We start from the raw sequence: 24,222 nt of genomic DNA, 5'->3' as shown, positions 1-24,222 counted from the left end.
AGGGTGTATTTTGAATACTAAAATTCTGCTTACAACTCTGCTAATTGGGTTGGGGATGGCGTCTACAACTTACGCAGATGAAGTAAAACTCAAAAGAGGTTGTGTTAAAGATCATCCATTAGTAGCGGGTGAAACAGACCAGACATTGCTACAAATTTATGCTCAAGCATGTGATAAAAAAAATAAAGACAATAAAAATGGTTTTCTAGCACAAGCAGCTCAGCGTTTTCAACAAATCGGACAAAATCAGAAAGCACTTCAATTGGTGAACAGTCTTAATGTACAAAATGTTCAGCACTCATCGTTAACAGATACTAAGTTTTTAGCTGGAATCGGAATCGCGAATGAGGCATTAGAGCAAATGCGTGGACCAGAAGTACGTTATTTGACTGAAGAGACTTACGAACCAGCATTGGCACTTTCTGAAGCAGTTAAAAAAGCTAAACCTTTGACTGTAATCGAAACCAAAGTTGAAGAAGCACCTAAGCGTGTTCAAGAGACTCGAACTACTCGACAGCCTGCACGTACGACGCGCCGTGCATCGACTCCAGCAAAAACAACACCCGCTAAAACAACGACACCTGCGAAAGTTGAAAAACCAGCAGCACCAAAACGTGAGAATCCATTTGGCTCGTTGAACTGATCAAATTACAAATTTAGGAAAAAATAATATGGCTAAGCGTGAAAGTGTTCAAAAAAAATTACAACGCATTCGACCACCTCGAGTACAACTGACATATGACGTAGAAGTAGGTGATGGTAAAGAAATAAAAGAACTTCCTTTTGTTGTTGGTGTATTAGGGGACTTCTCAGCAGCATCTGAACTTGAAAGAACCAAACTGAAAGATAAGAAATTTATTAATGTGGATTTGGATAACATTGATGAAGTAATGAGTTCGCTAGCACCAAGAGCAGCCTTTCAAGTTGAAAACACAATTTCGGAAGAGGGTGGAAATATGTCGGTAGATCTTACTTTTAACTCAATGGAAGATTTCCGACCTGAAAATGTTGTTCAACAAGTTGACCCTTTACGCAAATTGGTTGAAGCGCGTGAACGCCTTTCAGATTTGCGTAATAAAATTTCAAATAGTGAACGTCTAGAAGATCTGCTTGATGAAATTCTTCAAAATACAGATCAAGTACGCAAATTAAGTGCTGAAGCAGGAGGCGACGACCGTGAGTAATTTACAAACCGCACCTGCGACAAGCAATGCTGTTGAAGAAACGAGTCTTCTAGATTCGATTGTTGAACAAAGTCGAATTGCGCGTAACGATGATGAACATGTTCGTGCGAAAAATTTAATTGGGGAATTAGCCAAAGAAGTTATGGCTGGAACAATTACTGTTTCAGAAAACATGACGGTCTCAATAGATAAGCGTATTGCTGAAATTGATGCTTTAATTTCTGCTCAATTAAGCAAAATTATGCATCATGAACAGTTTCAAAAGATTGAGTCGACTTGGCGTGGACTTTACTATTTCTGTCAAGAAACACCTTCAAATCCTTTAATTAAAATCCGCATTTTAAATACCACTAAAAAAGAATTGATTAAGGACTTCCAAGGCGCAACTGACTTTGATCAAAGCACATTGTTCAAAAAAGTGTATGAAGAAGAATATGGTTCTTTTGGTGGTGCACCTTACGCAACTTTGATTGGTGATTTTGAATTCGATCGCACACCGTCAGATATGTATCTTTTAGAACAAATCTCTCATGTTGCCGCTGCCTCTCATGCACCCTTTATTTCAGCAGCAAGCCCTTCAATTCTAGGTCTTGAATCTTTCACTGAAATTGATCGTCCTCGTGATGTATCTAAAATTTTTGAAACTGCAGAATATGTACAGTGGCGCTCATTCCGTGAAAGTGATGATTCTCGCTATGTGGCTTTAACTATGCCACGCGTTCTGGGTCGCCTGCCTTATGACCCTAAAGAGGGTTGGGCAACAGAAGGCTTTAACTTCGTTGAAGAAGTCTCAGGTGAAGATCACGATCAATATCTCTGGATGAATGCAGCATACGGTTTCGGTACACGTTTAACGAATGCATTTGATATGCATGGTTGGTGTGCAGCAATTCGTGGAGTTGAAGGTGGTGGTTTAGTAGAAGGCTTGCCAGTACATACCTTCAAAACCAATGATGGTGAAGTCGTATTTAAGTGTCCGACAGAAGTTGCGATTACGGACCGCCGTGAGAAAGAGTTGAGCGATCTCGGTTTTATTCCATTAGTACACTGCAAAAACACAGACTACGCAGCGTTCTTTGGGGCTCAATCGACCCAAAAGCCTAAGAAATATGATAGCGATACAGCGAATGCAAATTCAGCACTCTCAAGCCAGATTCAATACATCATGGCTGTGTCGCGTATTGCGCATTATTTGAAAGCAATGATGCGAGATAAAGTCGGAAGTTTTGCTTCAGCTGGAAATGTAGAAAGCTTCTTGAATGATTGGTTATCTCAATATGTATTACTAGATGATGGTGCATCACAAGAGGCCAAAGCTAAGCGCCCGCTTCGTGAAGCATCTGTAAAAGTTGTGGAAGACCCGGCGAACCCTGGTCACTACAAATCGGTCGTGTTTTTAAGACCGCACTTCCAGTTGGACGAGTTGTCGGTATCTTTGAGACTTGTCACTGAGTTACCTCAGTCCTCTAATTAAATAGAGCAACTTTATAATAACGTTAAATAAAACAGGAAATCTTCATGAAAGATATATATGTTCAATTTCGAGGAAAATACAAAGTAGACGGCGAATCTCGTGACACTGAGCACAAAGATTGGTTGGAAGTAAATTCTTGGTCTCATAACATCCGTCAGCCTAAATCTGCGACATCTTCAAGTGTTGGTGGTCATACTTCTGAGCGTGTTGAACATTCAGACATGTTGTTCGTTAAAGATTTAGATGCGACTAGCCCGAAACTTTGGGAAGCATGTTCTGCTGGTTACACTTTTGATGAAGTACAAATCGATTACTACCGTGCGAATGGTGATAAGCGTATCAAGTACCTTCAAATCAAATTGAAACATGTTCTAGTTTCAAGCGTAACACCATCTGTAAATGCTGAAGGTGTTCCGACTGAAGCATTTGGTTTGAAATATGCTGCTGTTGAATGGACATACAACCAACAAGATATCGATGGTACTCAAAAAGGTGCGATCACGAAGCAATGGTCACTTTCTAACAACACTGCAAGCTACAAAGCTTAAAGTCTTGAAAGTGAGAGGAGTAGGGGCTGACTTAAGTTGGCCTTTATTCATCTTTTAGAGTAGGCAAGATGAAAACAAATTTAGATCATCTTTATCCATTTGGCTTCCGTGCAACTTTATTTGATCGCTTGATTCCAGAATACGAGGATCAGATCAAAGGCTTATCTATGCAAGAGCTACGTGAATCTGTTGCACATGACTTGGAAGATCTACTCAATAGTCGAGTAGCCAAGTTTGATCAGATTGATGAGTTCCCTGCGGTTAAAGGCTCGATTGCACAGTTTGGCATTATTGATTTTGTTGGATTATCAACAGCGAATCCAATGGATCGAGACAAAATTTGCCAATCTATTCAGCAGTCCATCGCGGCACATGAACCTCGCCTACGACAAATTCAAGTTGAAATGTTGTTAGACAGTGACAATATGGGCGCACTTTGCCTCAGTATTCAAGCATATTTAAATATCCATCCATTGTATGAGCCTGTAGTTTTTGATGCTTTATTGAAACCAACGACACAACAATATGTAATTTCGGCTAGATCTTAAGATTGGGGCTTTTGTGATAGAAGAACTTTTACCGTACTACGAAAAACAATTACAAGAATTTGGTCAACAATCTCGCGAGTTTGCTCAGAAGTATCCTAAAATTGCCCAACGGCTCTCGCTCAACCAAGAACAGATTGATGATCCACACATTGAGCGTTTAATTCAGGCGTTTTCGTTGATTGCTGCTCGAATTGATAAAAAATTAGCAGACAGTTATGACGTTTTTACACGTGCTTTATTTGAGGTGATGTTCCCTCAATATCTAAGACATTTTCCAAGTTGTACTGTCGTCAGTTTCGAAGATCAAAATAAAATAAAACAATTAACTGAAGCTCACGTCATTCCGCAGGCAACAACGCTAAAATCACGAAGCTTTAAGGGGGTACAATGTGAATTTAATACCTCTCAAGCTGTACGATTACTTCCCATTCAACTGAACCAAGTTCAATTTAAAACGAACCCAAGTGCTCAAATTCATCTCAATCAAAATGCCACTTTGCAATTAAGTTTTGAAACTTTCAATGAAGCAGGCTTGTGGATTCATCAAGAAAAACTCCCTATTTATTTAGATGCTATTTCAAATTTTCCGCTGCAAGTTTTGGATAGTATTTTCAAAAAAGATACGACTTTTACGGTACGCATTGGAACACAGCTTTATCAAATTTCTAATCCATTTTCCTTAATGGGCTTTAAGGAAGATGAGAGTTTATTGCCTATTGATCAACATACACATCATGCCTATCGCTTGTTGATGGAATATTTTTGTTTTGCAGATAAATTCAGCTTTCTTAATCTTGATTTGTCTTTTTTAAGAAATTTATTAGATCAACAAACGAGTTTTGATCTCCAAATTCATTTTAAGTTAAACCTAAACGATCAGGCGATTATTCGTAATTATTCAGAGCTGAATGTTGCAAATTTCAAATTGTTCAGCACGCCAGCTGTTAATCTTTTTGAAAAAAATGCTGAACCACAAAAAATACATCATCGACAACTCGAATATCCATTGATCACGGATGCGCATCATCCTGAATTTTATCAGGTCTATTCGATTCAGAAAATGCACATGGTTCGTGAAAAGATTAATCAGGATCAGGTTTATCATCCAGTGTTGCCGTTCTTTGGAATGAGTCATTACCATGATGAAAATGTCCAATTTTTCTATGCATTGAACTCATCACAGCTCAACAGTAAGTTTGTTGAAACGGGTTATTCCATTATTTCTAAGCATTTACAGCCGTATGATATAAAGTCTGATTTTATTAGCACCGTATTGCTATGTTCTAATCGGAATTTACCGCATGAAGCATTAAGCCAGTCAAATAATATTTTAAATCTAAATGATAGTAGTTTGGCACGTCGTGCTTTGGTATTGAAGCGTCCGAGTTTACCCTATCAATTTGAGCAAAATCAGAAAGAGCAATGGCGCATTATTTCTCATCTTTCATTAAATACGTTAGCACTGATGAAAGGGGATGCGGTAGCGCATTTAAAAGAACTATTAGAGTTATATAACTTACCGTCGAATAAAGAAAATCATCTGTTAATTAATTCGATTAAACAAATTGAATTTAGCCTGACGCATAAGTTGGTTGAAGCCAAACCTTTCCCGCTTTTCGTACGAGGACTCAAAGTTGTTATCCGAATCGATGAACAAGTATTCAGAGGTCATAGTCTTTATATTTTCAGTCAATTGCTGAGCCATGTGTTTAACTTAAAAGTGCAGTTAAACAGTTTTGTCGATGTCATAATCGAAGATGCTCAATCACAACAGGAGTTATACCAATGCGTGCAGAACGTTGGTGGCAAGAAGCTTCTGTAATAGACCATTTATTTCAACAGCCGACTGCTTATGAATTTATTCAGTCGATTCGATTGTTAAGACATGTGCCCTATGCTCGGCCACATACACCATGGGATCGTGATTTTAAATTTCATCCTTCCTTAGAGCTTAACTTCCCTAAAAAAGAAATTGAATCGCTAGCTTTAGAAGATGAAAAAGTTCAGCTTACAAATTTAATGGTGGGTTTGACTGGCATGCAGGGGGCATTACCCTATAGCTATACCAATAAAGTTAAATCAGCACCACGCAAATTTCGAGTTGAAACAACGCAATTCTTGAGTTTATTTAATCATAAGCTCACTTCACAATTCGTTGATGCGACGGTTAGGTACAATCTACCAGTACGGTATGAGGTCGAGTCTGAAAATCATTATCTGAATATTATCCATGCTTTAAATGGTTATATTAGTCAGCAACATCAACAACAAGAACTTGATGATTATTTTGCTGAATTTGCAGGATTAATGCAGGGGCAAAATAATACAGCACATGCTTTAAAAACCATGATTGCACAGGTATTTAATCAGCATGTGGCAATACAAGAGTTTATCCCTGAAAAATTTAAATTAGAGCTTCAGCAGAGAACATCCTTAGGAGGGGCGACGCCAAGCTTATTAGGATTGAATACATTTTGTGGAGAGACTATTACCCAAATTGATGGCAAAATTGAAATTCAAATTGGACCGTTGGATCGTAAAACTTACCTAGATTTTCTACCACAACAAAAACTAAGTTTAAAATTAAAAAAACTACTACAAAGCTGGTGTAGCCCAACCTTATTGGTTGATGTTCGTTTAATTTTATCAAAACAAGAAATACAGCCTATTACTTTAAATTCGGAGCATTCTATGGGGCTTAGTCAGGGTGCCTTTTTAGCTCATAATCAACCGCTAGACAATGATGAAACTTGCTATCCATTGCTTGGAGTAGCGTCATGATCAAAATCATTGTTGGAGTGTTCCTTACTGTTTATCTGGTGATTTCTGCGATTGTGGTGCTGTATTGGCGTGACATCAATTTTGATCCGTCTGGCAGTGATTTACTTATATTTTTTGCATTGTTACCTGTAGCAATCACTGCTTTTTTGGTGATGCCATATATAATTTATCATTGGATAAAAGAGCAAAAAAATAAGCAGAATGATCCTCATCTTAGCGATGAGACCACAATTGAGGAGCTACAGCCTGAGCCTGTGGAGTGGATCAATTTAAATGTCTATCGCGCTTATGCACTCAATGCTTTGGGTGAAAATCATCTGATTATTGATGCGATTCGGGAATTCAAGAGTCCTGAACTTGATGACAAATTATTGAATGGGTATGGCTTGCCTATTCTGAGTTATCGAATTTCTGATTTAGACGTCGAACAAGATGAAGAGGATGAATATAGCTTCAAACGGCAATACCGCATTCACCAATTGATTCTGACTCAACTCGAACAACAAACAGAAATACTCTGGGAAATTAGTGAGCATTTAAAAAAATCTGCACTTTTCTACGATACTCAAATTGGCCAATCTTATCGTATGCATCCAGCATGGATTGATCCTCAGGCTGAGTATCATGATGGGGAAGAAGATACTCCTTCTGTGCAGCAAGTTTATCGACTGAATAAGCTTAAAATCCACCTGATTCTCGCTGAAGAATTACTGCATGTTTGGGATGAACAAGATTCTGAGCAACTCATTTCAGACTACCTGAGTCAGCTCAATTATATTCCTGAAGTGTTTCACGTGGAACACCACTATTGGGGTGCTGAAACAAGCTATAGTGAATGGATTCATCTTTTACAAAGTATTGAAAAAGATGAGTCGTCTATAAGTCTTGTGTTTATCGTTGATTCCGAAATTGACCAAGATACATTAGATGAAAAGATTTGGATTTCAGAGCAGTATATTCCTGCAGAATATATTTCGAGCTGTTGTTTAGCTTCACCTAAAATTCAAATTGAAAATGTTTTACCTACGAAAACATTAGATATTGCGATAAATGAAAAACAACTGAAACAGAGTTTAGATCGCTATAACATTGATCATCAGTTCAAAGTGGAAAATGAGCAGCCCTTTACAGTTCTGTTGGATGACATTACTCAACTCAAAACACTTAAGAAAATTGAGCAAAATTTTGCCAATACGAATATTGAGCAACATCACTATTTAATGCTTTTTCCAACACTTGGGAATACACAAAGCTTAGCTAAAATTTTTGGCTTTACTCTCGCTTTTCAGTTTGATGATGCCTTGATGACAATGGTGTATACAACTCAAAACCCAGATGTTCAGACATTTATTCAAACTTATCAATCAGAATCAGACATAAATCCTGAGCAGCAAAACGTTTAAAAATTTACGAAAAAAATGAGAATACAATGCACACGATATTAGGCTATGTATGGCAGTACGTTTCAAACCCAAAGGCAATCATTGCATTGTCATTGTTTGTTGCCTTAGTGTCTGCCTATCACACGATACCTAGACAGTATTTCTGGCCGCTTGCGGTGGCTTATGTACTGGGTCTAATCGGTTATGGAATCTATTGGTTCATTCAACGCAAACGCTATGAGAAGCAAGGGGAAGAATTGGCGGAAGCAATCGAAAAAGATACCCAAGCTGAGTATGGTAAGCAGAAGGATAAAGATGAACTACAATTGGTTCATCAACAGATGAAGGATTCAATTCAGCTCATTCGTAAGTCAAAGCTGGGTGATAAAAAAGGGAATGCAGCGCTATATGAGTTGCCTTGGTATATGGTCATTGGTAACCCTGCTGCCGGTAAGAGTTCTGCCATTTATAACTCGGGCTTAAAGTTCCCATTCGAAGAAACGCATAAAAATGCAGTGTCTTCAGGTTTGAGTGGAACACGTAATTGCGACTGGTTTTTCTCAACAGAAGGGGTGTTGTTAGATACTGCTGGTCGTTACTCAGTCTATGCAGAAGATCACTCTGAATGGATTGGTTTTTTGAACTTGCTCAAAAAAAATAGATCTAAAGCGCCGATTAATGGACTGATTGTCACCGTCAGTATTGCCGAGTTAGTTAGCCAAAGTCCTGAAAAATCTTTGAAACTCGCTAAAAACTTGAGAGCACGTATACAAGATTTGACGGAACGTTTAGAAATCTTTGCACCTGTGTATTTGGTGTTTTCTAAAATGGATTTGATCGCAGGATTCACTGAGTTTTTTGATTGTTATGATCAGGATGAATTTGACCAAGTTTGGGGAGCAACGCTGCCTTATAATCCAGATTCATCTGAAAATGCTGTTGATCTATTCGAGCATCATTACAATATTTTGTATGATGGATTGAAAAGCGTAAGTACGACTCATTTAAGTCGCCGTCATGCACAGAATATCTCACCAAGTGTGATGACTTTTCCGCTTGAGTTTAAGACTTTAAAACCAGCACTCAAAACTTTTATAGGAACACTATTTGAGGAAAATCCGTATCAGTTCAAACCTGTATTCCGTGGTTTTTACTTCACCAGTGCCTTACAAGAAGGAACGATCGAGAGTCCAATGACGGAGCAAATTGCTCAAGAATTTAGACTTCAGAAAATTCCGAACAGCGAACATGGTATTCCACAAAATTCTGTATCACAGAATCATGGGTATTTCTTAAAGGGATTATTTTCAGATGTCATTCTGAAAGATAAAAACTTGGTGAAGCAACATATTAACCCGGCGAAAAAGCGCCAACGTTATTTGAGTTTTATTGCAGCTTTACTTGGGGTATCTGTAATTTTAGGCCTGTGGGTGTGGTCTTACCGTAACAATCAACAGTTGATCGCAGATGTTCAAGCTGATCTGAATAAAGTGATGCAAATGGAGCAGGCATCAGGTCAGCATTTGGCGACACAGCTCGACTCGTTACTAATTTTACAACAGCGTTTAGAACAGTTAGATCAATTTGAAGAAGATCGTCCATTAAAGTTTGGCTTTGGTTTGTATCAAGGCAATGATCTGCGGGAAAAACTTAAAACCGAATATTTAAATGGTGTGCGACAAATTGTTTTAGAACCATCTCAACAAAATATTGGTCAGTTCTTGCAACGTGTAAAAAATAATGAAGTGACACTAAAAGAAAATCACGTTAATGTTGAAATTCAGCAAGTAGCGGCGAAACCTGCACAAAATGCTTTGGAACCTTCTGATTCGAATCCCCAAGATGCTTACAACGCATTGAAAGCTTATTTGATGATGAGCAATTCAAAATATATGGAAGCAAGTCATCTGAGTGATCAGGTTACGCGCTTTTGGCGTTCATGGTTAGATGCCAATCGTGGACAAATGCCACGTGGTGAAATGATCCAAAAAGCGGAGCAGGTGCTGACCTATACCATGACATTGGCGAATGATCCAAAATTCCCACAGTTGTCAGCGGATGCGCAATTGGTTGATCAAAGCCGACAAGTATTGTTGGCGGTGATGAAGGGGATGCCAGCACGTGATCGAGTTTATAATGAGATCAAAATGCGTGCTGCTGTACGATATCCAGCAGTGACAGCAGCTCAAATTGTAGGTGAGAACAATCGTAGTGCCGTATTAGGTTCTTATGCTCTTCCTGGGGTATTTACATATAAGGCATGGAACGAATATATCGATCAAGCCATTGATGAAGCTGCGAATAGTCCGACAGACAGTCGTGACTGGGTGTTGAACAGCAATCAATCAGATGACCTCACCTTTAGTGGTAGTCCAGATCAAATTCGTAAGCAGCTGACTGAACTCTATAAGAAAGAATATATCGCAGAGTGGCGTAAATTCTTGAATGGAATTTATTACGCAAAACAACCTGATTTTGCCCAGCAACATAAAACAATAGATTTATTGGGTGAGCCTCAAAACTCCCCGATACGTTTGCTCATTGAGCATACAGCGAAAGAAACCAATTGGGATAACCCTGTGGTTCAAGCGGAATTGGCGGCTCCACAAACAGGATTTATCGCTTGGTTTAAACGTAAGGTTCTTCGTCAAGATAATACCAATGAAATTCAACGTGCAGCTGAGCGCGCCCAAGGTGCTATCTCAAAAGAATTTAACGTTTTTTATCAGTTGGTTCGTAAACGTGATGATCAGCAAAATAAATCATTACTTGATGAGTATTTAGAAAATCTCGCACAGGTACGCAGTAAGTTTAATGATCTCCGAAATGCAGGGGATATTGGCCCAAATGCGATGGCTTTGGTAAAACAAACCATCAATGAACAAACCTCAGTATTTAATACTACGCAAAAACTTGTCGATGAAAAACTGACGGTCGGTCTGAATGATATTGACAATAAGCTCATTCAAAAGCTTTTGGTGAGTCCACTGACACAATCCTTTGCAAGCTTAATCACGCCAGCACAAGATGAGATTAATAAATTATGGGTGATGCAAGCTTATCAACCGTTTAATCAGACTCTGAGCCAAAAGGTTCCATTCAATACCTCGGCTTCAATCCAAGCGACGAGTAGTGAAATCGGTCAAATCTTCGGTGAGGGCGGTAGTATTGCCAATTTTGTTAAAGAAACGCTCGATCCATTTGTGATTCGTCGTGGCTACACACTGACTTCTAAAACGTGGAAAGACCAAGGCATTATCTTGAATCCACAATTTGTGATGAGTTTCCAACGCTATGTTTCACCACTTAACGGTGTAGCTACAGGTACTTTGTCACAAGGTTCTGCTCCTGCTGCGACCAATCAGTCCAACTTCCAATTCTATCCATTGTCTAATCCACAGTTGCTGTCTTATACGATTGATATTGATGGTCAACGTATGGTCTTTGAAAATGGTATCCAACAGTGGGTGAACTTTGTTTGGCCGAATACTGGTGCTATTCCTGGAGCACGTATTACTGCAGTCGATCTCGAAGGGAAAACGCATACGATTTTTGATGCACCAGGTGAATACGGGATCAATCGTTTGATCGACTCTTCGCAACGTCGTGATCAAAATGGTGTCATCGAAATGACTTGGGCAAGTGTTCAACAACCATCATTAGCGGTAAAAGTAAACTTTCGTTTGATCAGTGGGAATTCAGGTCAAGGTGGAACAGGCGTTGGTTCTAATCGTGATTTAAACGGTTTGCAATTGGTTGATAAGGTGACGACCAACAAGGCGACAGCACGTGTGGTATCTGCTCAAAAGGCACCAACACCAGCACCTCAAGCTGAGAATTCAACGAATACGGCATTGCAAAATGCAACACAAGGAGCACAGCCATGATGTATGGAGTACAACTTAAGATGGATCATCAGTAGGAGGCGATATGTACAGTGTGAAAACAACGCCTTTGTACTATGGTAAGAGTCCTGCTCGTGGCGATTTTCTGAAAACCAAAGGACAGTATTCTTTGATTCAAGTGATTGATCAGTGGATTACTGAAGCGCTTGAAATGGCAATGAGAAATCCAAATTTCGATCAAAATTATCAAAGTTTGGCATCATTAGATTTCTTTATTGCCAATCCGCGTGAAAATATGTTCTTGGTTGCAAACTTAGTGACCAGCAAAGACAGCTCAGGTCGTCAGTTTCCTATGGTGTTGAGTCACTTATTGGAAGTGGATGCACCCTACCAAAATTTGCTCTATGCACCTTATAGCTATAAGCCAGTTTTGATTGACTTATTTCAAAGAAACCGTGTGATTCGTCAAATTCGAGATGCTGATGATTTAATCGAAAAACTGGCTCAGCTCAAAAAAGAAATTCAAGTTCTTGATGTAACTGAATCAACCGCTTTTTTTGAAAATCATACCATGCATTCGTTTGCACAAATGATGAAAATATCGGTCTATGAGCTTGCACAAAGCATGATTGGACTAGGTCTTTTACTCCAACCTGTATTAAAAAATGGAACGAGTAAACTGAATAAGGTGTTAATTTTACCGATTCACAACCCTAGTTTTTGTTATGAAATCGCAGCATTCTGGGTTAGTTTAATCGCAAGATTTTTGCCAAAACATAATACCGAAGTGTTAATTGGTATTCTTCATTCAGAACGTCCAGTTTTATTATTTGGCTTTCAGGGCGCAGATATTGAAGCATTAAGTGATATTTTCAATCAGAACTTAAGCTCTGAACATTGGGTTTCATTGGTACAAGCACAGTGGATTGATCGCTATTTGGAGCAAAATGCAGGTCTTGCTGCACTCGAGCAATCTTTGTGCGAACGACAGTTAAGTTTAAATCAAGGAATGAAATTATTCCGACAGACTTTTATAGAAGAATAATGATGAAGAAAACCTTATTAAAGATTTCATTGCTTAGTTCGATATTGAGTATAAGTGTTATATCGTTTGCGAAAGAAATTATCGTTGAGGGAGTTGTTCCTAACGAGATGAGCAAACAGGCCATATTGAATAAAATGAAAGTGGTCTATAGCCAAGACCAAATTATCGATAAAATTCAGGTTCGTCCTGTCACTGCACCCAATGGATGGAGTGATTCCGTGACACAAGTCATTACACCTGATCTTAAAAAAGTTTCTCAAGGAAAATTGAGTGTAAGAGGAACACAAGTTGAGCTCACAGGTAAAGTCCTCAATCAAAATGATATCGTACCGACTCAAAATACATTTCAAAATTTAGTTGTGGCACCTTATCGCTTTAATGCACAGTTATCTGTGAATCATGCAGAACAAGCCATCATTGATAATGCTTTAAAAAATCGAATTATTGAATTTGCTTCTGGAAGTGCCACACTTTTACCAGCAGGCACACAAATTTTAGACGAAATGGTGGTTGCGCTAAACAAAGTTCAAGGCAAAAATGTCAAAATCATCGGACATACTGACAGTCAAGGTAATCCACAGAAAAACAAAGAATTGAGCTTGCAACGTGCGGATGCAGTAAAACAATATTTGATTGCCAAGAATATTTCACCTTCACGATTAAGTACAGCGGGTATGGGTGCTGATGAACCTGTTGCAGACAATGCAACGGAAGAGGGTCGTAAGAAAAATCGAAGAATCGAGTTTGAAGTTCAATAAAATATTATAAAAGGAACAAGTGTATGGCTTTCCCTTATATTACGATTGGCTCTCCAACCACTGGTGGTGGGCAGGTTATTTCAGCAAATAGTTCTTTCTTAATCGAAGGTAAGCCAGTTGCTTGTGTAGGGGATAAGGCCACCTGTCCTAAACATAAAACGGTGACGACAATTGTTGCGGGTGACAGCAAAATGGTTATTATGGGAAAACCCGCCGCACAGCATAATTCACCTTTGGCATGTGGATGCAAATGTATAGGGAATCAAAGTTTAACGGTTGGACAAAATTAGTTAATTCATTGGGATCTGTATCTAAAAAGAACCCTCTAATTTTAGAGGGTTCACTTTTTCAACTATAATTTTATCTCGATCAAAGTGTCTTCGGTATTTGTAATCGCGCACCTACTGATGATCTGAAGATGATTATTACGCACTTACATATTGCACAATTTTATCAAACGCAGATTTAAGCGCTTTGTCATCGAATTCATTGCCTTCGAATGTTTCATTGCGATTGCGTGCAAAAATATCGCGAATCTCAACCACGGCATTTGAGTCGACTAAACCTAATTGCGTAGCAACTTGACGGATTTGATCGATAGAGCGAGAGCCATTACTACCGCCATAACTGACATAAGCAGCAGGTTTTCCATTCCACTCTTTACCTAAATAGTCGAGTGCATTTTTAAGTGCAGGGCTGTATCCATGATTATATTCAGGACTAATAAATATAAATGCATCACCTTTCGCGATTTGAGCAGCCCATTCTTGTTGCTTAGGTTGATCATATATACCCGTTAGTGGTGGATTTGCTCCAGCGAAAAACGGTAAATCCCATTCTTTTAAGTCCACAATTTCTGTCTTAATCGTGCTGTAGTTATATGATGAAATCGTGTTTTGAACCCAATTTGCAACTTTAATGGCTGTGCGGCCTTCTCGAATGCTTCCCACAATAATTTGAATATTCACCAAATTTATCCTTCTAACTGTTATCACACTGACTTTAAAATGTTTTTTTTAAAAAAGGTAGATCGAAAATGTATCTAAAAAAAAGCGCCATAAGGCGCTTTTTTATGTACGAATCAGGCATTACATAATTTTGATGCCTTGCTGACCTGCTGGTGTTACTTTGAAAATTTCAACTTCAAAAGTAATGTCCTTACCAGCAAGCGGATGGTTAAAGTCGACCTCAGTGATATCATCATCAACCGATTTAACCACACCATATAATGACTGCTTTGCTTTATCTTCAAACTCAATCATTTGACCTTCAGCAGGACGTTGCTCAAATTTAACAGTATCAAATTTTTGCACGTTCTCTTGGTTCCAAGGGCCAAAAGCATCTTCAGCAGGTAAACTTACTGTACGACGGTCACCCGCGCGTAAGCCAAATAAAGCTTTTTCAAAACCAGGCAATAAGCTGCCATCACCTATCACGAGGCTTACAGGTTCTTCGCGACTACGGGTATTATCAATTTCAACACCATTTTCAATGGCTACTGAAAAGTGTAAATGTACTTTTGAACCCGCTTCAATGCGAGTATCTTCATTTGGATTAATAAAATCAGTCATTTTGCGCTTCCGCACGTTGAATACGATGTTTCTCTAAGAAAAAAGTATCGATCAGCATTAAGATGGTACCTAAAGTAATGGCACTATCTGCAAGGTTAAAAGCAGGGAAGTGGCTATTGTTATAGTAGACATGAATAAAATCTACAACATAGCCTAAACTTACTCGATCAATAAGATTACCAATCGCCCCACCTAAGATGAGTGCGATGGCTAAAGGCAATACTTTCATGTTTTTTGGCATACGCATAATCCAAAACACAAAAATAACCGAGACAATTCCTGCAAGTGATGTAAAGAAATAACGTTGCCATCCACCGGCATCGGACAAGAAACTAAAGGCAGCGCCGTAGTTATGTAATAATGTCCAATTTAAAAAAGGTAAAACAGGTACAGGGTCTGCATAAGTCAGATGTGTACTTGCTATCCATTTAGTCCATTGATCCAAAATAATGGCAACAATAGACAATCCTATCCACCACAAATTGTGGGGATAGAATTGGAATAAACCTTTTTTATTATTTTGTGGATTAGGCATATTTTCTCTCTTCGCCTTGACCTGTAGGGAGGTTAATAATACAACGACCACATAGTCCTGGATGTGATGGATGTGTATTCACATCAGGCAGAACATGCCAGCAACGAACGCATTTTTCGCCGTCAGCAGCAGAAACTTTCACATTCAAGCCTTCTAAGTCAGATACTTCACCTTGTGCTGCATCGAAACTATTGACCATCACTTGTGAAGTAATGAGAACGAAACGAAGTTCATCGCCTAATTTGTCTAGAACGGCTTTAAGTTCATCATTCGCCCAAAGCTCAACCTTAGCAGACAAGTTTGAACCCACAGTTTTCGCACCACGTGCTGCCTCGATAAACTTATTCACTGCCGATTTCACATTGATCAATGTTTGCCATTCAGTTTCTGATACGACATTGGCACTTGATGCAGTCGGAATATCATACCATTCAGCAGTGAAGACATATTTCTCAGTTTGACCGGGAATCAATGGCCAAGCTTCTTGTGCGGTGAACGTTAAAATAGGTGCCATCCAACGTACAAATGCTTGAACCAAATGGTACAACGCAGTTTGTGCAGAACGGCGTGCTTGAGAATCTGCTTTGGTGGTGTACTGACGGTCTTTGATAATGTCTAGGTAGAAACCACCTAAATCGTTGATACAGAAATTCGTCAGCGCACTTGTCACGATATGGAAGTTCATATCTTCGTAAGCTTTCTTAATGGTTTCTTGCACTTCTGAAGCACGTTGCAAGATGTATTGATCAAGTGCAATCAAATCATCAATCGCTAAGCAATCAGTCGCAGGTTGGAAACCATTTAAGTTTGCTAACAAGAAACGCAATGTGTTACGAATACGACGGTAACCGTCTGAGGCACGGTTAAAGATTTCTTTACCTGCGGTCATTTCATAACGGTAGTCTGCAGATGCAATCCAGAAACGAAGGCCATCAGCACCCATATCTTTAATGATGTCTTGCGGTGTGATGACGTTACCGATCGATTTCGACATCTTACGGCCTTTCTCATCGACCACGAAGCCGTGTGTCAACAAGCCTTTATACGGTGCGCGTTCGTTGATTGCCATTGAAGTCAACAATGAAGATTGGAACCAACCACGGTGTTGGTCTGAACCTTCAAGGTACAAATCAGCAGGGTCTTGTAGCTCTTCACGTTCACGAAGGACTGCAAAGTGTGTTGTACCTGAATCGAACCATACGTCTAAAGTATCTCGAACAGCGTTATAGCAATCTGCATCATCACCGATGAATTCGCGTGCATCACGGTTATACCAACCATCAATACCTTCTTGCTCGATTAACTTCGCAACTTCTTCAATCAATTCAGGTGTACGAGGGTGTAACTCGTTAGTATCTTTATGAACGAAGAATGGAATTGGCACACCCCAAGTACGTTGGCGAGAGATACACCAATCTGGGCGACCTTCGATCATCGCTTGAATACGGTTTTTACCCCAATCTGGTACAAACTCAATATCATTTTCAATCGCGTTCAATGCACCTTGGCGTAGACCTTGGGCATCCATGCTGATGAACCATTGTGGTGTTGCACGGAAGATAATCGGTGTTTTATGGCGCCAGCAATGTGGGTAGCTATGTTTAATCACAACATGTGCCCAAAGTTTGCCTGCTTCAGTCAATGCTTCAATAATTTTTGGATTGGCTTTGTAGATGTGCTCGCCTGCAAAGAGTGGCGAAGTTGGTAGATACACACCATTACCACCGACTGGGTTTTCAACTTTTAAGTTGTACTGTAAGCCAACTTTATAGTCGTCTACACCATGACCTGGTGCAGTATGTACAGCACCTGTACCGCTACCGTCAGTCACGTGCTCACCTAAGATTACAGGCACTTGGCGTTCAGCGATCAGTGGGTGTTGCAGAACAAGGTTTTCAAGTTTTGCACCAGTGAATTCTGCAATGACTTCAAATGCAGTAAAACCATAACGCTGAGTAGCTGATTCAACCAATGATTTCGCAAGAATGAAGTTTTGAGGTGCTTTGTCTTCACCTGTTGCTTTAACAAGTTGATATTCGAGATCAGCATGAAGCGCAACCGCTTGGTTGGCAGGCATGGTCCAAGGTGTTGTGGTCCAGATCACGATGTCGGTACGTTCAGCAATGTCTACACCCAAACGTGCAGAAAGGTCAGCTAAATCAACAACGCTGAAACCCACATCAATTGCGTCTGATTTTTTATCTTCGTATTCAACTTCAGCTTCAGCCAATGATGAACCACAGTCTAAACACCAGTTGACGGGTTTAAGACCTGGTTCGATATGACCTGCTTTGGCAATAGCACCCAATGAACGCACGATGTCGGCTTCTTGTTTGAAGTTCATCGTTAAGTACGGATTGTCCCAATCACCAAACACGCCCATACGCACGAAGTCTTTCTTTTGCAGTTCAACTTGTGTGTAAGCATATTCACGGCAGGCTTTACGGAATGTAGAAGCATCTACTTTTACGCCGACTTTACCGACTTTTTCTTCAACTTTAAGCTCGATTGGCAGACCGTGACAGTCCCAACCCGGTACGTATGGTGCATCAAAACCATCCATTACTCGGCTTTTAATGATGATGTCTTTTAAGACTTTGTTAACCGCATGACCTAAGTGAATTTGACCATTCGCATAAGGAGGGCCGTCATGAAGCACATATTTTTTCTTGCCAATACGCGACGCACGAATCTGCTGATAAATGTTGTCGGCATACCACTCTTCTAACCATTTCGCTTCACGTACTGCGAGATTTGCTTTCATCGCAAAGTCAGTACCTGGGAGGTTTAGCGTGGCTTTATAGTCCACTGCATTTTCAGGAGTTTGCTTATCGCTCATGCAAGTTGTCTTCCAATTTAATCAGTCTAAAGCTGACGCGTTTTACAAAAATTAAGGAGTATTAATAAGGAAAGTTGGGGTTATTTCGGCGAAACTCAAGCAGTTGCTCAACATCATCATCGATCCCAGCTTTGAGTGCTTCTAGCGAAGGATAATTCTTTTCGCCGTGAACAAAGTTCAAAAATGTTACCCGCATTAACAGGCCATACAGATTAGCAGAAACATCAGGGAAATGTACTTCTAATCGCCACTCTGGATGTTCCTGTTGGATGGCTGGTCGGGTGCCGACATGTCCTGCACCGAAAAGGGCTGTAGACTCATAACCAGCGATACCTGGATATTCGGCATTTTCATTGCGAACTTTGTCTTTTAACGATTCTGTTTCACAAATCACTTCAACACCATAGATACCATGTAAACAGGGCTTATGGCGGTTTAGACGAACATTGATAGTTGGAAAGTTAATGGTGCGACCGATTTGATCACCATATTGAACACGACCCGTAATGCTATACGGGCGACCAAGTAGCTCCGCAGCTTTTTTAAGGTCCCCTGTAGCCAAAGTTTGGCGTATTAAGGTAGAGCTAATACGCTCGCCATTCAGTTCAACGTTATTTAAATCGGTGACTTGAAAACCATAATCGCGCAAGAATTGGCTATTACCTTGTCGGTTTTTACCAAAATGATGATCTTCACCGAGTACTAGGCTTTGGGTATTCAGCTTGTATTTTAAAATATCAGCAAACTCTTCCGCACTTAAATTACGGAATGTGTCATCAAATTTGGCAACAACAATGTAGTCGATACCAAGTGCAGCCAAATGTTCCACTTTTTCACGTAATGAACTAATTCGTGGTGGTGCGTCGTAACTTTTAAAATATTCTAAAGGCTGTGGTTCAAAAATCATCACCACAGTTTTTAAATCTTGTTGTTGTGCTATGTCTTTTAATTGCTGAACCATCGCCTGATGACCCAAATGAACACCATCAAAATTGCCAATGGTGACGGCAGTTTTGGGCAATTGAAAGTTGGGCGCTAAAGCATTCAGACGGAGTAGCTTCATGGGCGAAATGGTGACTAAAATTAATTTGGGCTATATATTGCCATATTCTCACAGTTTCGTCTTGTTGTTGTGTTTTTATTCAATACTTTCATTGCAGATTTTTATATCAATAAAATTTATTTTAAAAATAAATATTAATCAATTTTTCTTATTATGGAATTGGATTATGCTGTTTTTATCTTCAAGGCTATGGAATCAACCATGCGCGGACTTTTTCAAGATTTGACACAAGTGTCTGATGTGATCCGTCATTTTACACCAAACTGGTTTACGGTGAGTATGGGGACAGGTGTGGTTGCACTGATTATATCAGAATTTCCAGTGTTGAAAGGACTGACATGGCAGCTTGGGAAGACTTTATGGTATGTGAACATTGGCCTATTTTTACTGTTTAGTAGCCTCTATCTGTTACGATGGATCTTGTATACCAATGAGGCAAAGCAGATTTTTCAACATCCGATGATGAGTTTGTTTTTCGGTGCTATTCCTATGGCATTGGCAACCATCATCAATGGACTGGTGAAATATGGTCAACCTATCTATGGTGAACAGGCATTACGTTTGGCGGAAAGCTTATGGTATGTCGATGTGATTTTGGCGGTTGCAATTGCTTGGTTCGTGCCTTTTATCATGTATCAACGACAACAACATGAACTAAAAAGCATGACTGCTGTTTGGTTGTTGCCAATTGTGGCTTGTGAAGTCGCAGCCAGTAGTGGTGGCGTGTTACTCGCACATTTACCAGCAACGACACACAGTGTGGGAATATTATTGGGCAGCTATATCCTTTGGGGGATGTCAGTTTTACCGGCATTTGCGATTTTGAGTATTTTGATGTTACGTCTTGCACTACATCGACTACCACCGAAAGAATTAGCCATGAGCAGTTGGTTGGCTTTAGGTCCAATTGGTACAGGGGCACTGGCCTTACTATTACTGGGTGCACAAGCACCAACTATTCTTGCCAGTGTAGGCTTAGCAGGGTTAGGGGAGTTCTTACAGCAAGGTGGCATTTTTGCTAGTCTGATTTTATTAGGCTTTGGGCTGTGGTGGTTCGGGATTGCAGTGTTAACCACTTATCATCATGCCAAGCAAGGTTTGCCTTTTAACTTAGGTTGGTGGGGACTGACTTTTCCACTGGGGGTATTCAGCTTAGCGGTCTTGAGTTTAGCTGAGCAGCTGAATGTAGGCATCATTTATCAATTGGGTTATTTGCTCACAATGCTATTAGTTTTGCTTTGGCTTATTGTGATGAGTAAAACATTGGTCGGCTTTTATCGCGGGCATTTATTATTCTCACCGTGTCTAAAAAGCTATTTAGAAAATAAAGTCTAAGACATGTATAAAATAGATTGAAATCAAAAGCTGAGCGAGGCCTCAGCTTTTTATGTTTGCAGTTTATTCAACCTTGATTTTTAATGAGCAGCAATAATTTAGTCAATGAGTATCTGCATGTCTGATCTAGCCCTAATTATGGCCTTAGCAAGCGAATCTAAAGGATTATTCGAAGCTGAAAATATTGCAGTACATTACAGTGGTATTGGTAAGGTCAATGCAGCATTTAAAGCTTTTGAAGTGATTCAAAAAACGGGATGCACAACTTTGCTTAATTTAGGAACAGCAGGAAGTTCGCATTTTGATGCGCATTCCTTGGTTGAAGTAACAACATTTGTACAGCGAGATATGGATGTTTCACCGCTTGGCTTTGAAGTTGGTGTTACACCGATGGATCAGGAATTTCCCGCAGCGATTAACCTAGAGCCGTATTTTCAACATCTTCCCAAGGGCATTTGTGGGACTGGCGATAGCTTTGAAACTGGTGCGCCTAAGGTGCCATGTCAGTTGGTTGATATGGAAGGATATGCGCTCGCCAAAGTATGTAAGAAACTTGGCGTTCGTTTGATTTCCGTGAAATACATTACAGATGGGGCAAACGACACCGCACATTTAGATTGGGAGGAGAACTTGTTGTTGGGCGCTCAAAAATTATTGGCTTTATATCAGAGTATGGAACACTAGATTTTGAAGATTTTGGCGACCATAGAAACTATGGTCGTATGCCAGAGATCAATCTCGAAGAGATTTAGAGAAACCAATTATGGGCGAGGTAAAATACCATATAGCATCATATGCACCGTATGCTCGATGGTACGTTGATACATGGTGCGATTACGTAAGGTTTTTCCCGTCACCATTTCAGTTTGAGTGCTAAAATCAGCATAGTTCTGTGTGATTCCCCAAAGGTTAATAATTAAAACTTCAGGATCGATTTTGTCTGATATTTTGCCTTGCTCTTGCCATGTAGCAATCACTTTAGATTTACGTTTGAAGAGTTTTTTTAATGGACCTTTCAAAATTGGCAGGATATGTGGTGCGCCTTGGATAATTTCTAAAGCAAATAATTTTGATGCTTTATGTTGAGTACGGGAAACCTCAATTTTTTGCATAAGATATTGCGTAATCGCTTCAGCAGGCTCTAAATCAGCTTCCAACATTTGCAGTGGAGCTAACCATTTTTGCATGACTGTAGTCAGCACTTCGACATAGAGCGCTTCTTTATTTTCGTAGTAATAGAAAATATTCGATTTGTGCATTTCCGCGAGTTGTGCAATTTCATCTAAGCTTGCACCACTAAAACCATACACAGAAAACACATCTAATGCAGCAGCTAAAAGCTGTTGACGTTTTTGCGTACTCTTCTTTTGTTCCATCTCGTCAGTAAATTATAAAAAGGAACCTCAAATTGTACGGCAAAACGTGCGATTTGTGCACAAGGATTAGGCCATTTGCAAAAGAATATGAAGAATAATTGTGTAGTTAAGTGATAAAACTAATAATAAGACACATGTACAATCTATTTGATAAACAAATACATATTACTCATGTGGGAAATGCTGATCGAGAATATCTTTTAATTTAATTAAAAAAAGCCATTTATCAGTACGAAAAGTGTCTAATTTTCCGACGAAAATTAGACACTTCCATTTACCTTATTCAACAATTCAGAATGTCATATTTTGTATCGCTTAAGTTGAAAGTACGGCTTCTAAAACTTGTTGTTCAAGCTCTGCAAATTTGACATTTTTTTGTCGCGGTCGTGGTAAATCTACTTTGAACTGATGTGCGATATGACCTTTATCGAGCAAAATAATACGATCTGCTAACTGGACTGCTTCACTGACATCATGTGTCACTAAGATGGTGGTGAAGCCTTGTTCTAACCATAGTTTCTCGATTAGATTTTGCATGTCTAAACGCGTAAGCGCATCTAAAGCCCCCAAAGGTTCATCAAGTAATAGTATTCGAGGGGTATGAGACAAGGCACGTGCTAGCGCTGCTCGTTGACGTTGTCCACCTGAAAGTTGTGCAGGCCAAAGTTCAGCTTTTTCATTTAAGCCAACTTTTTCCAATAATGCTTCAGCCTTATCATGCTGGGATTTATCTAAGCCCAATTGCACATTTTTTAAAATGCTTTTCCATGGTAATAGGCGAGGATCTTGGAACATGACGCGGATGTCATCAGCGGTAATACCTTCACGAAAGTTCAGTGCAGATTTAAATTTAATCTCACCATAACTCGGTTGTTCTAAATCCGCGATTAACCGTAACAACGTACTCTTACCACAGCCACTTCGACCCACAATGGCAACAAATTCACCAGGTTCTATATGTAGGTCTAAATCCTCTAATACTTTAACTTTGCCATAGAACTTGTGCAGTTGTTCAAGATTGATTTCTGCACCGATCTTTTGTGGAGCTGATCTGGCATGATCTGGAATGACATGTTCATCAGCGAGATTTGAAATACTTAAATCAGTCATACGCATTCCTATTTTTGATAGCCTGGATGCCAGCGTAATAAATATTTTTCTAAGGCAACCGCGAGTACATCCGCTAATTTACCAAGTAGGGCATACAGTAGAATCCCAACTAAAACGACATCTGTTTGTAAAAATTCACGCGCATTCATGGTCATGTAGCCAATTCCAGCTTGTGCTGAGATGGTTTCAGCCACAATTAACAGAACCCAAACTAAACCTAGTGCGAAGCGCAAACCAACTAAAATGGAAGGAAGAGCACCTGGTAAAATAATTTCTTTATATAACTGCCAGCGTGTTAAACCATAACTCTTGCCCATCTCGATCAGCTGAGGATCTACAGATCGGATACCGTGATACGTATTGATATAAATTGGGAAAAACACGCCAATCGCGACCAAAAATAATTTGGCAGATTCGTCAATTCCAAACCATAGAATCACCAATGGAATTAAAGCTAAAGCTGGAATATTACGGATCATTTGTAGGGTCGTGTCGAGTAACGTAGAGGCGACTTTAGATGAGCCATTTAACAACCCTAAAAATAATCCTAAGCCACCACCAATCAGCAAGCCAATCAGTGCACGTCCCGCACTGACTTGAACATGTGTCCACAGTTCACCACTGAGCAATAGATGCCAAAAAGCCAAAACCACTGCGGTTGGAGCAGGCAAGACGCGGCTTTCTAAAATGCCAGTGACTGATGCCAGTTGCCAAATCACAATAAGGAAAATGGGTACTAACCAAGGCAACAAACGTTGCCCCAGTTGTTTGGTTCCTCGAGAGAGAAAACCTTCAGCTTTAACCACCTTGGTTTTACTCAACACGATA

Annotated in this window: 22 protein-coding genes; 14 read left to right on the top strand and 8 right to left on the bottom strand. The window is 39.7% G+C overall.

Annotation, left to right across the window (positions count from 1 at the left end; genetic code table 11):
* Positions 1 to 55 precede the first annotated feature (55 nt).
* The 12 genes from AC1M9B_RS05125 (at position 56) to AC1M9B_RS05070 (ending at position 13,855) form a co-directional block, all read left to right on the top strand.
* Entirely contained in the window at positions 56 to 643 is a 588-nt protein-coding gene (locus AC1M9B_RS05125; protein ID WP_481592011.1) for a hypothetical protein, read from the top strand.
* 28 nt (positions 644 to 671) lie between these two features.
* Positions 672 to 1,184 (top strand): type VI secretion system contractile sheath small subunit, encoded by a 513-nt coding sequence (tssB, locus tag AC1M9B_RS05120; RefSeq protein ID WP_092766613.1) that lies wholly within the window; start codon positions 672 to 674, stop codon positions 1,182 to 1,184.
* The gene (tssC, locus tag AC1M9B_RS05115) at positions 1,177 to 2,658 is read left to right on the top strand and encodes a type VI secretion system contractile sheath large subunit (RefSeq protein WP_092766612.1); all 1,482 of its coding nucleotides are present in this window, start codon (positions 1,177 to 1,179) and stop codon (positions 2,656 to 2,658) included. The genes tssB and tssC overlap by 8 nt, the downstream gene beginning before the upstream one ends.
* 44 nt (positions 2,659 to 2,702) lie before the next feature.
* On the top strand, positions 2,703 to 3,206 hold the full coding sequence (locus AC1M9B_RS05110; RefSeq protein ID WP_092766611.1) for an Hcp family type VI secretion system effector: 504 nt from the start codon (positions 2,703 to 2,705) through the stop codon (positions 3,204 to 3,206).
* 68 nt (positions 3,207 to 3,274) lie between these two features.
* Positions 3,275 to 3,754, top strand: coding sequence for a type VI secretion system baseplate subunit TssE (tssE, locus tag AC1M9B_RS05105; RefSeq protein ID WP_481608694.1), 480 nt, complete (start codon positions 3,275 to 3,277; stop codon positions 3,752 to 3,754).
* Positions 3,755 to 3,767: 13 nt separating this feature from the next.
* Positions 3,768 to 5,576 carry a type VI secretion system baseplate subunit TssF gene (gene tssF, locus AC1M9B_RS05100; protein ID WP_481608693.1) on the top strand — a complete coding sequence of 603 codons (1,809 nt, stop codon included), beginning with the start codon at positions 3,768 to 3,770 and terminating at the stop codon, positions 5,574 to 5,576.
* A complete protein-coding gene (gene tssG, locus AC1M9B_RS05095; protein WP_481608692.1) occupies positions 5,540 to 6,535 on the top strand; it encodes a type VI secretion system baseplate subunit TssG in 996 nt (331 codons plus the stop codon). Before tssF ends, tssG begins: the two co-directional genes overlap by 37 nt.
* A complete protein-coding gene (locus AC1M9B_RS05090) occupies positions 6,532 to 7,938 on the top strand; it encodes a hypothetical protein (RefSeq protein ID WP_481608691.1) in 1,407 nt (468 codons plus the stop codon). Before tssG ends, AC1M9B_RS05090 begins: the two co-directional genes overlap by 4 nt.
* Positions 7,939 to 7,964: 26 nt before the next feature.
* Positions 7,965 to 11,804: a type VI secretion system membrane subunit TssM gene (tssM, locus tag AC1M9B_RS05085; protein ID WP_481608690.1), complete on the top strand. Its 3,840-nt coding sequence runs from the start codon at positions 7,965 to 7,967 to the stop codon at positions 11,802 to 11,804.
* A 43-nt stretch (positions 11,805 to 11,847) separates the two neighbouring features.
* Complete coding sequence (gene tagF, locus AC1M9B_RS05080) at positions 11,848 to 12,807, top strand: type VI secretion system-associated protein TagF (protein ID WP_481592006.1); 960 nt, start codon at positions 11,848 to 11,850, stop codon at positions 12,805 to 12,807.
* The gene (locus tag AC1M9B_RS05075; RefSeq protein ID WP_092766604.1) at positions 12,807 to 13,565 is read left to right on the top strand and encodes an OmpA family protein; all 759 of its coding nucleotides are present in this window, start codon (positions 12,807 to 12,809) and stop codon (positions 13,563 to 13,565) included. The genes tagF and AC1M9B_RS05075 overlap by 1 nt, the downstream gene beginning before the upstream one ends.
* A gap of 23 nt (positions 13,566 to 13,588) precedes the next feature.
* Positions 13,589 to 13,855 (top strand): PAAR domain-containing protein, encoded by a 267-nt coding sequence (locus tag AC1M9B_RS05070; RefSeq protein ID WP_092766603.1) that lies wholly within the window; start codon positions 13,589 to 13,591, stop codon positions 13,853 to 13,855.
* A 135-nt stretch (positions 13,856 to 13,990) separates the two neighbouring features.
* Here the strand turns inward: AC1M9B_RS05070 and AC1M9B_RS05065 are convergent, their stop codons facing one another.
* The 5 genes from AC1M9B_RS05065 to ribF form a co-directional block, all read right to left on the bottom strand.
* Positions 13,991 to 14,533 (bottom strand): NADPH-dependent FMN reductase, encoded by a 543-nt coding sequence (locus AC1M9B_RS05065; RefSeq protein WP_481588750.1) that lies wholly within the window; start codon positions 14,531 to 14,533, stop codon positions 13,991 to 13,993.
* A gap of 120 nt (positions 14,534 to 14,653) precedes the next feature.
* The gene (locus AC1M9B_RS05060; protein WP_481592005.1) at positions 14,654 to 15,136 is read right to left on the bottom strand and encodes an FKBP-type peptidyl-prolyl cis-trans isomerase; all 483 of its coding nucleotides are present in this window, start codon (positions 15,134 to 15,136) and stop codon (positions 14,654 to 14,656) included.
* Positions 15,129 to 15,671 carry a signal peptidase II gene (gene lspA / locus AC1M9B_RS05055; protein ID WP_035270556.1) on the bottom strand — a complete coding sequence of 181 codons (543 nt, stop codon included), beginning with the start codon at positions 15,669 to 15,671 and terminating at the stop codon, positions 15,129 to 15,131. Before lspA ends, AC1M9B_RS05060 begins: the two co-directional genes overlap by 8 nt.
* The gene (gene ileS / locus AC1M9B_RS05050; protein WP_481592004.1) at positions 15,664 to 18,510 is read right to left on the bottom strand and encodes an isoleucine--tRNA ligase; all 2,847 of its coding nucleotides are present in this window, start codon (positions 18,508 to 18,510) and stop codon (positions 15,664 to 15,666) included. The genes lspA and ileS overlap by 8 nt, the downstream gene beginning before the upstream one ends.
* 61 nt (positions 18,511 to 18,571) lie before the next feature.
* Positions 18,572 to 19,573 (bottom strand): riboflavin biosynthesis protein RibF, encoded by a 1,002-nt coding sequence (ribF, locus tag AC1M9B_RS05045; protein WP_481592003.1) that lies wholly within the window; start codon positions 19,571 to 19,573, stop codon positions 18,572 to 18,574.
* 201 nt (positions 19,574 to 19,774) lie between these two features.
* On the opposite strand from ribF, the gene AC1M9B_RS05040 reads away from it, so the two are divergent.
* Positions 19,775 to 20,908, top strand: coding sequence for a TDT family transporter (locus AC1M9B_RS05040; protein WP_481592002.1), 1,134 nt, complete (start codon positions 19,775 to 19,777; stop codon positions 20,906 to 20,908).
* A gap of 117 nt (positions 20,909 to 21,025) precedes the next feature.
* Entirely contained in the window at positions 21,026 to 21,592 is a 567-nt protein-coding gene (locus AC1M9B_RS05035) for a 5'-methylthioadenosine/S-adenosylhomocysteine nucleosidase family protein (RefSeq protein WP_481608689.1), read from the top strand.
* A gap of 77 nt (positions 21,593 to 21,669) precedes the next feature.
* On the opposite strand, the gene AC1M9B_RS05030 is transcribed toward AC1M9B_RS05035, so the two are convergent.
* The 3 genes from AC1M9B_RS05030 to ssuC all read right to left on the bottom strand — a co-directional run bounded on the left by AC1M9B_RS05030 (position 21,670) and on the right by ssuC (position 24,200).
* Complete coding sequence (locus tag AC1M9B_RS05030) at positions 21,670 to 22,284, bottom strand: TetR family transcriptional regulator C-terminal domain-containing protein (protein WP_481592000.1); 615 nt, start codon at positions 22,282 to 22,284, stop codon at positions 21,670 to 21,672.
* 315 nt (positions 22,285 to 22,599) lie between these two features.
* The gene (locus AC1M9B_RS05025; protein ID WP_035264921.1) at positions 22,600 to 23,394 is read right to left on the bottom strand and encodes an ABC transporter ATP-binding protein; all 795 of its coding nucleotides are present in this window, start codon (positions 23,392 to 23,394) and stop codon (positions 22,600 to 22,602) included.
* 8 nt (positions 23,395 to 23,402) lie between these two features.
* Entirely contained in the window at positions 23,403 to 24,200 is a 798-nt protein-coding gene (ssuC, locus tag AC1M9B_RS05020) for an aliphatic sulfonate ABC transporter permease SsuC (RefSeq protein WP_180000343.1), read from the bottom strand.
* Between the last annotated feature and the right edge of the window lie 22 nt (positions 24,201 to 24,222).

This window comes from Acinetobacter sp. ANC_7513 (assembly GCF_056779915.1).
This window is presented reverse-complemented; position numbering and strand designations above follow the sequence as displayed.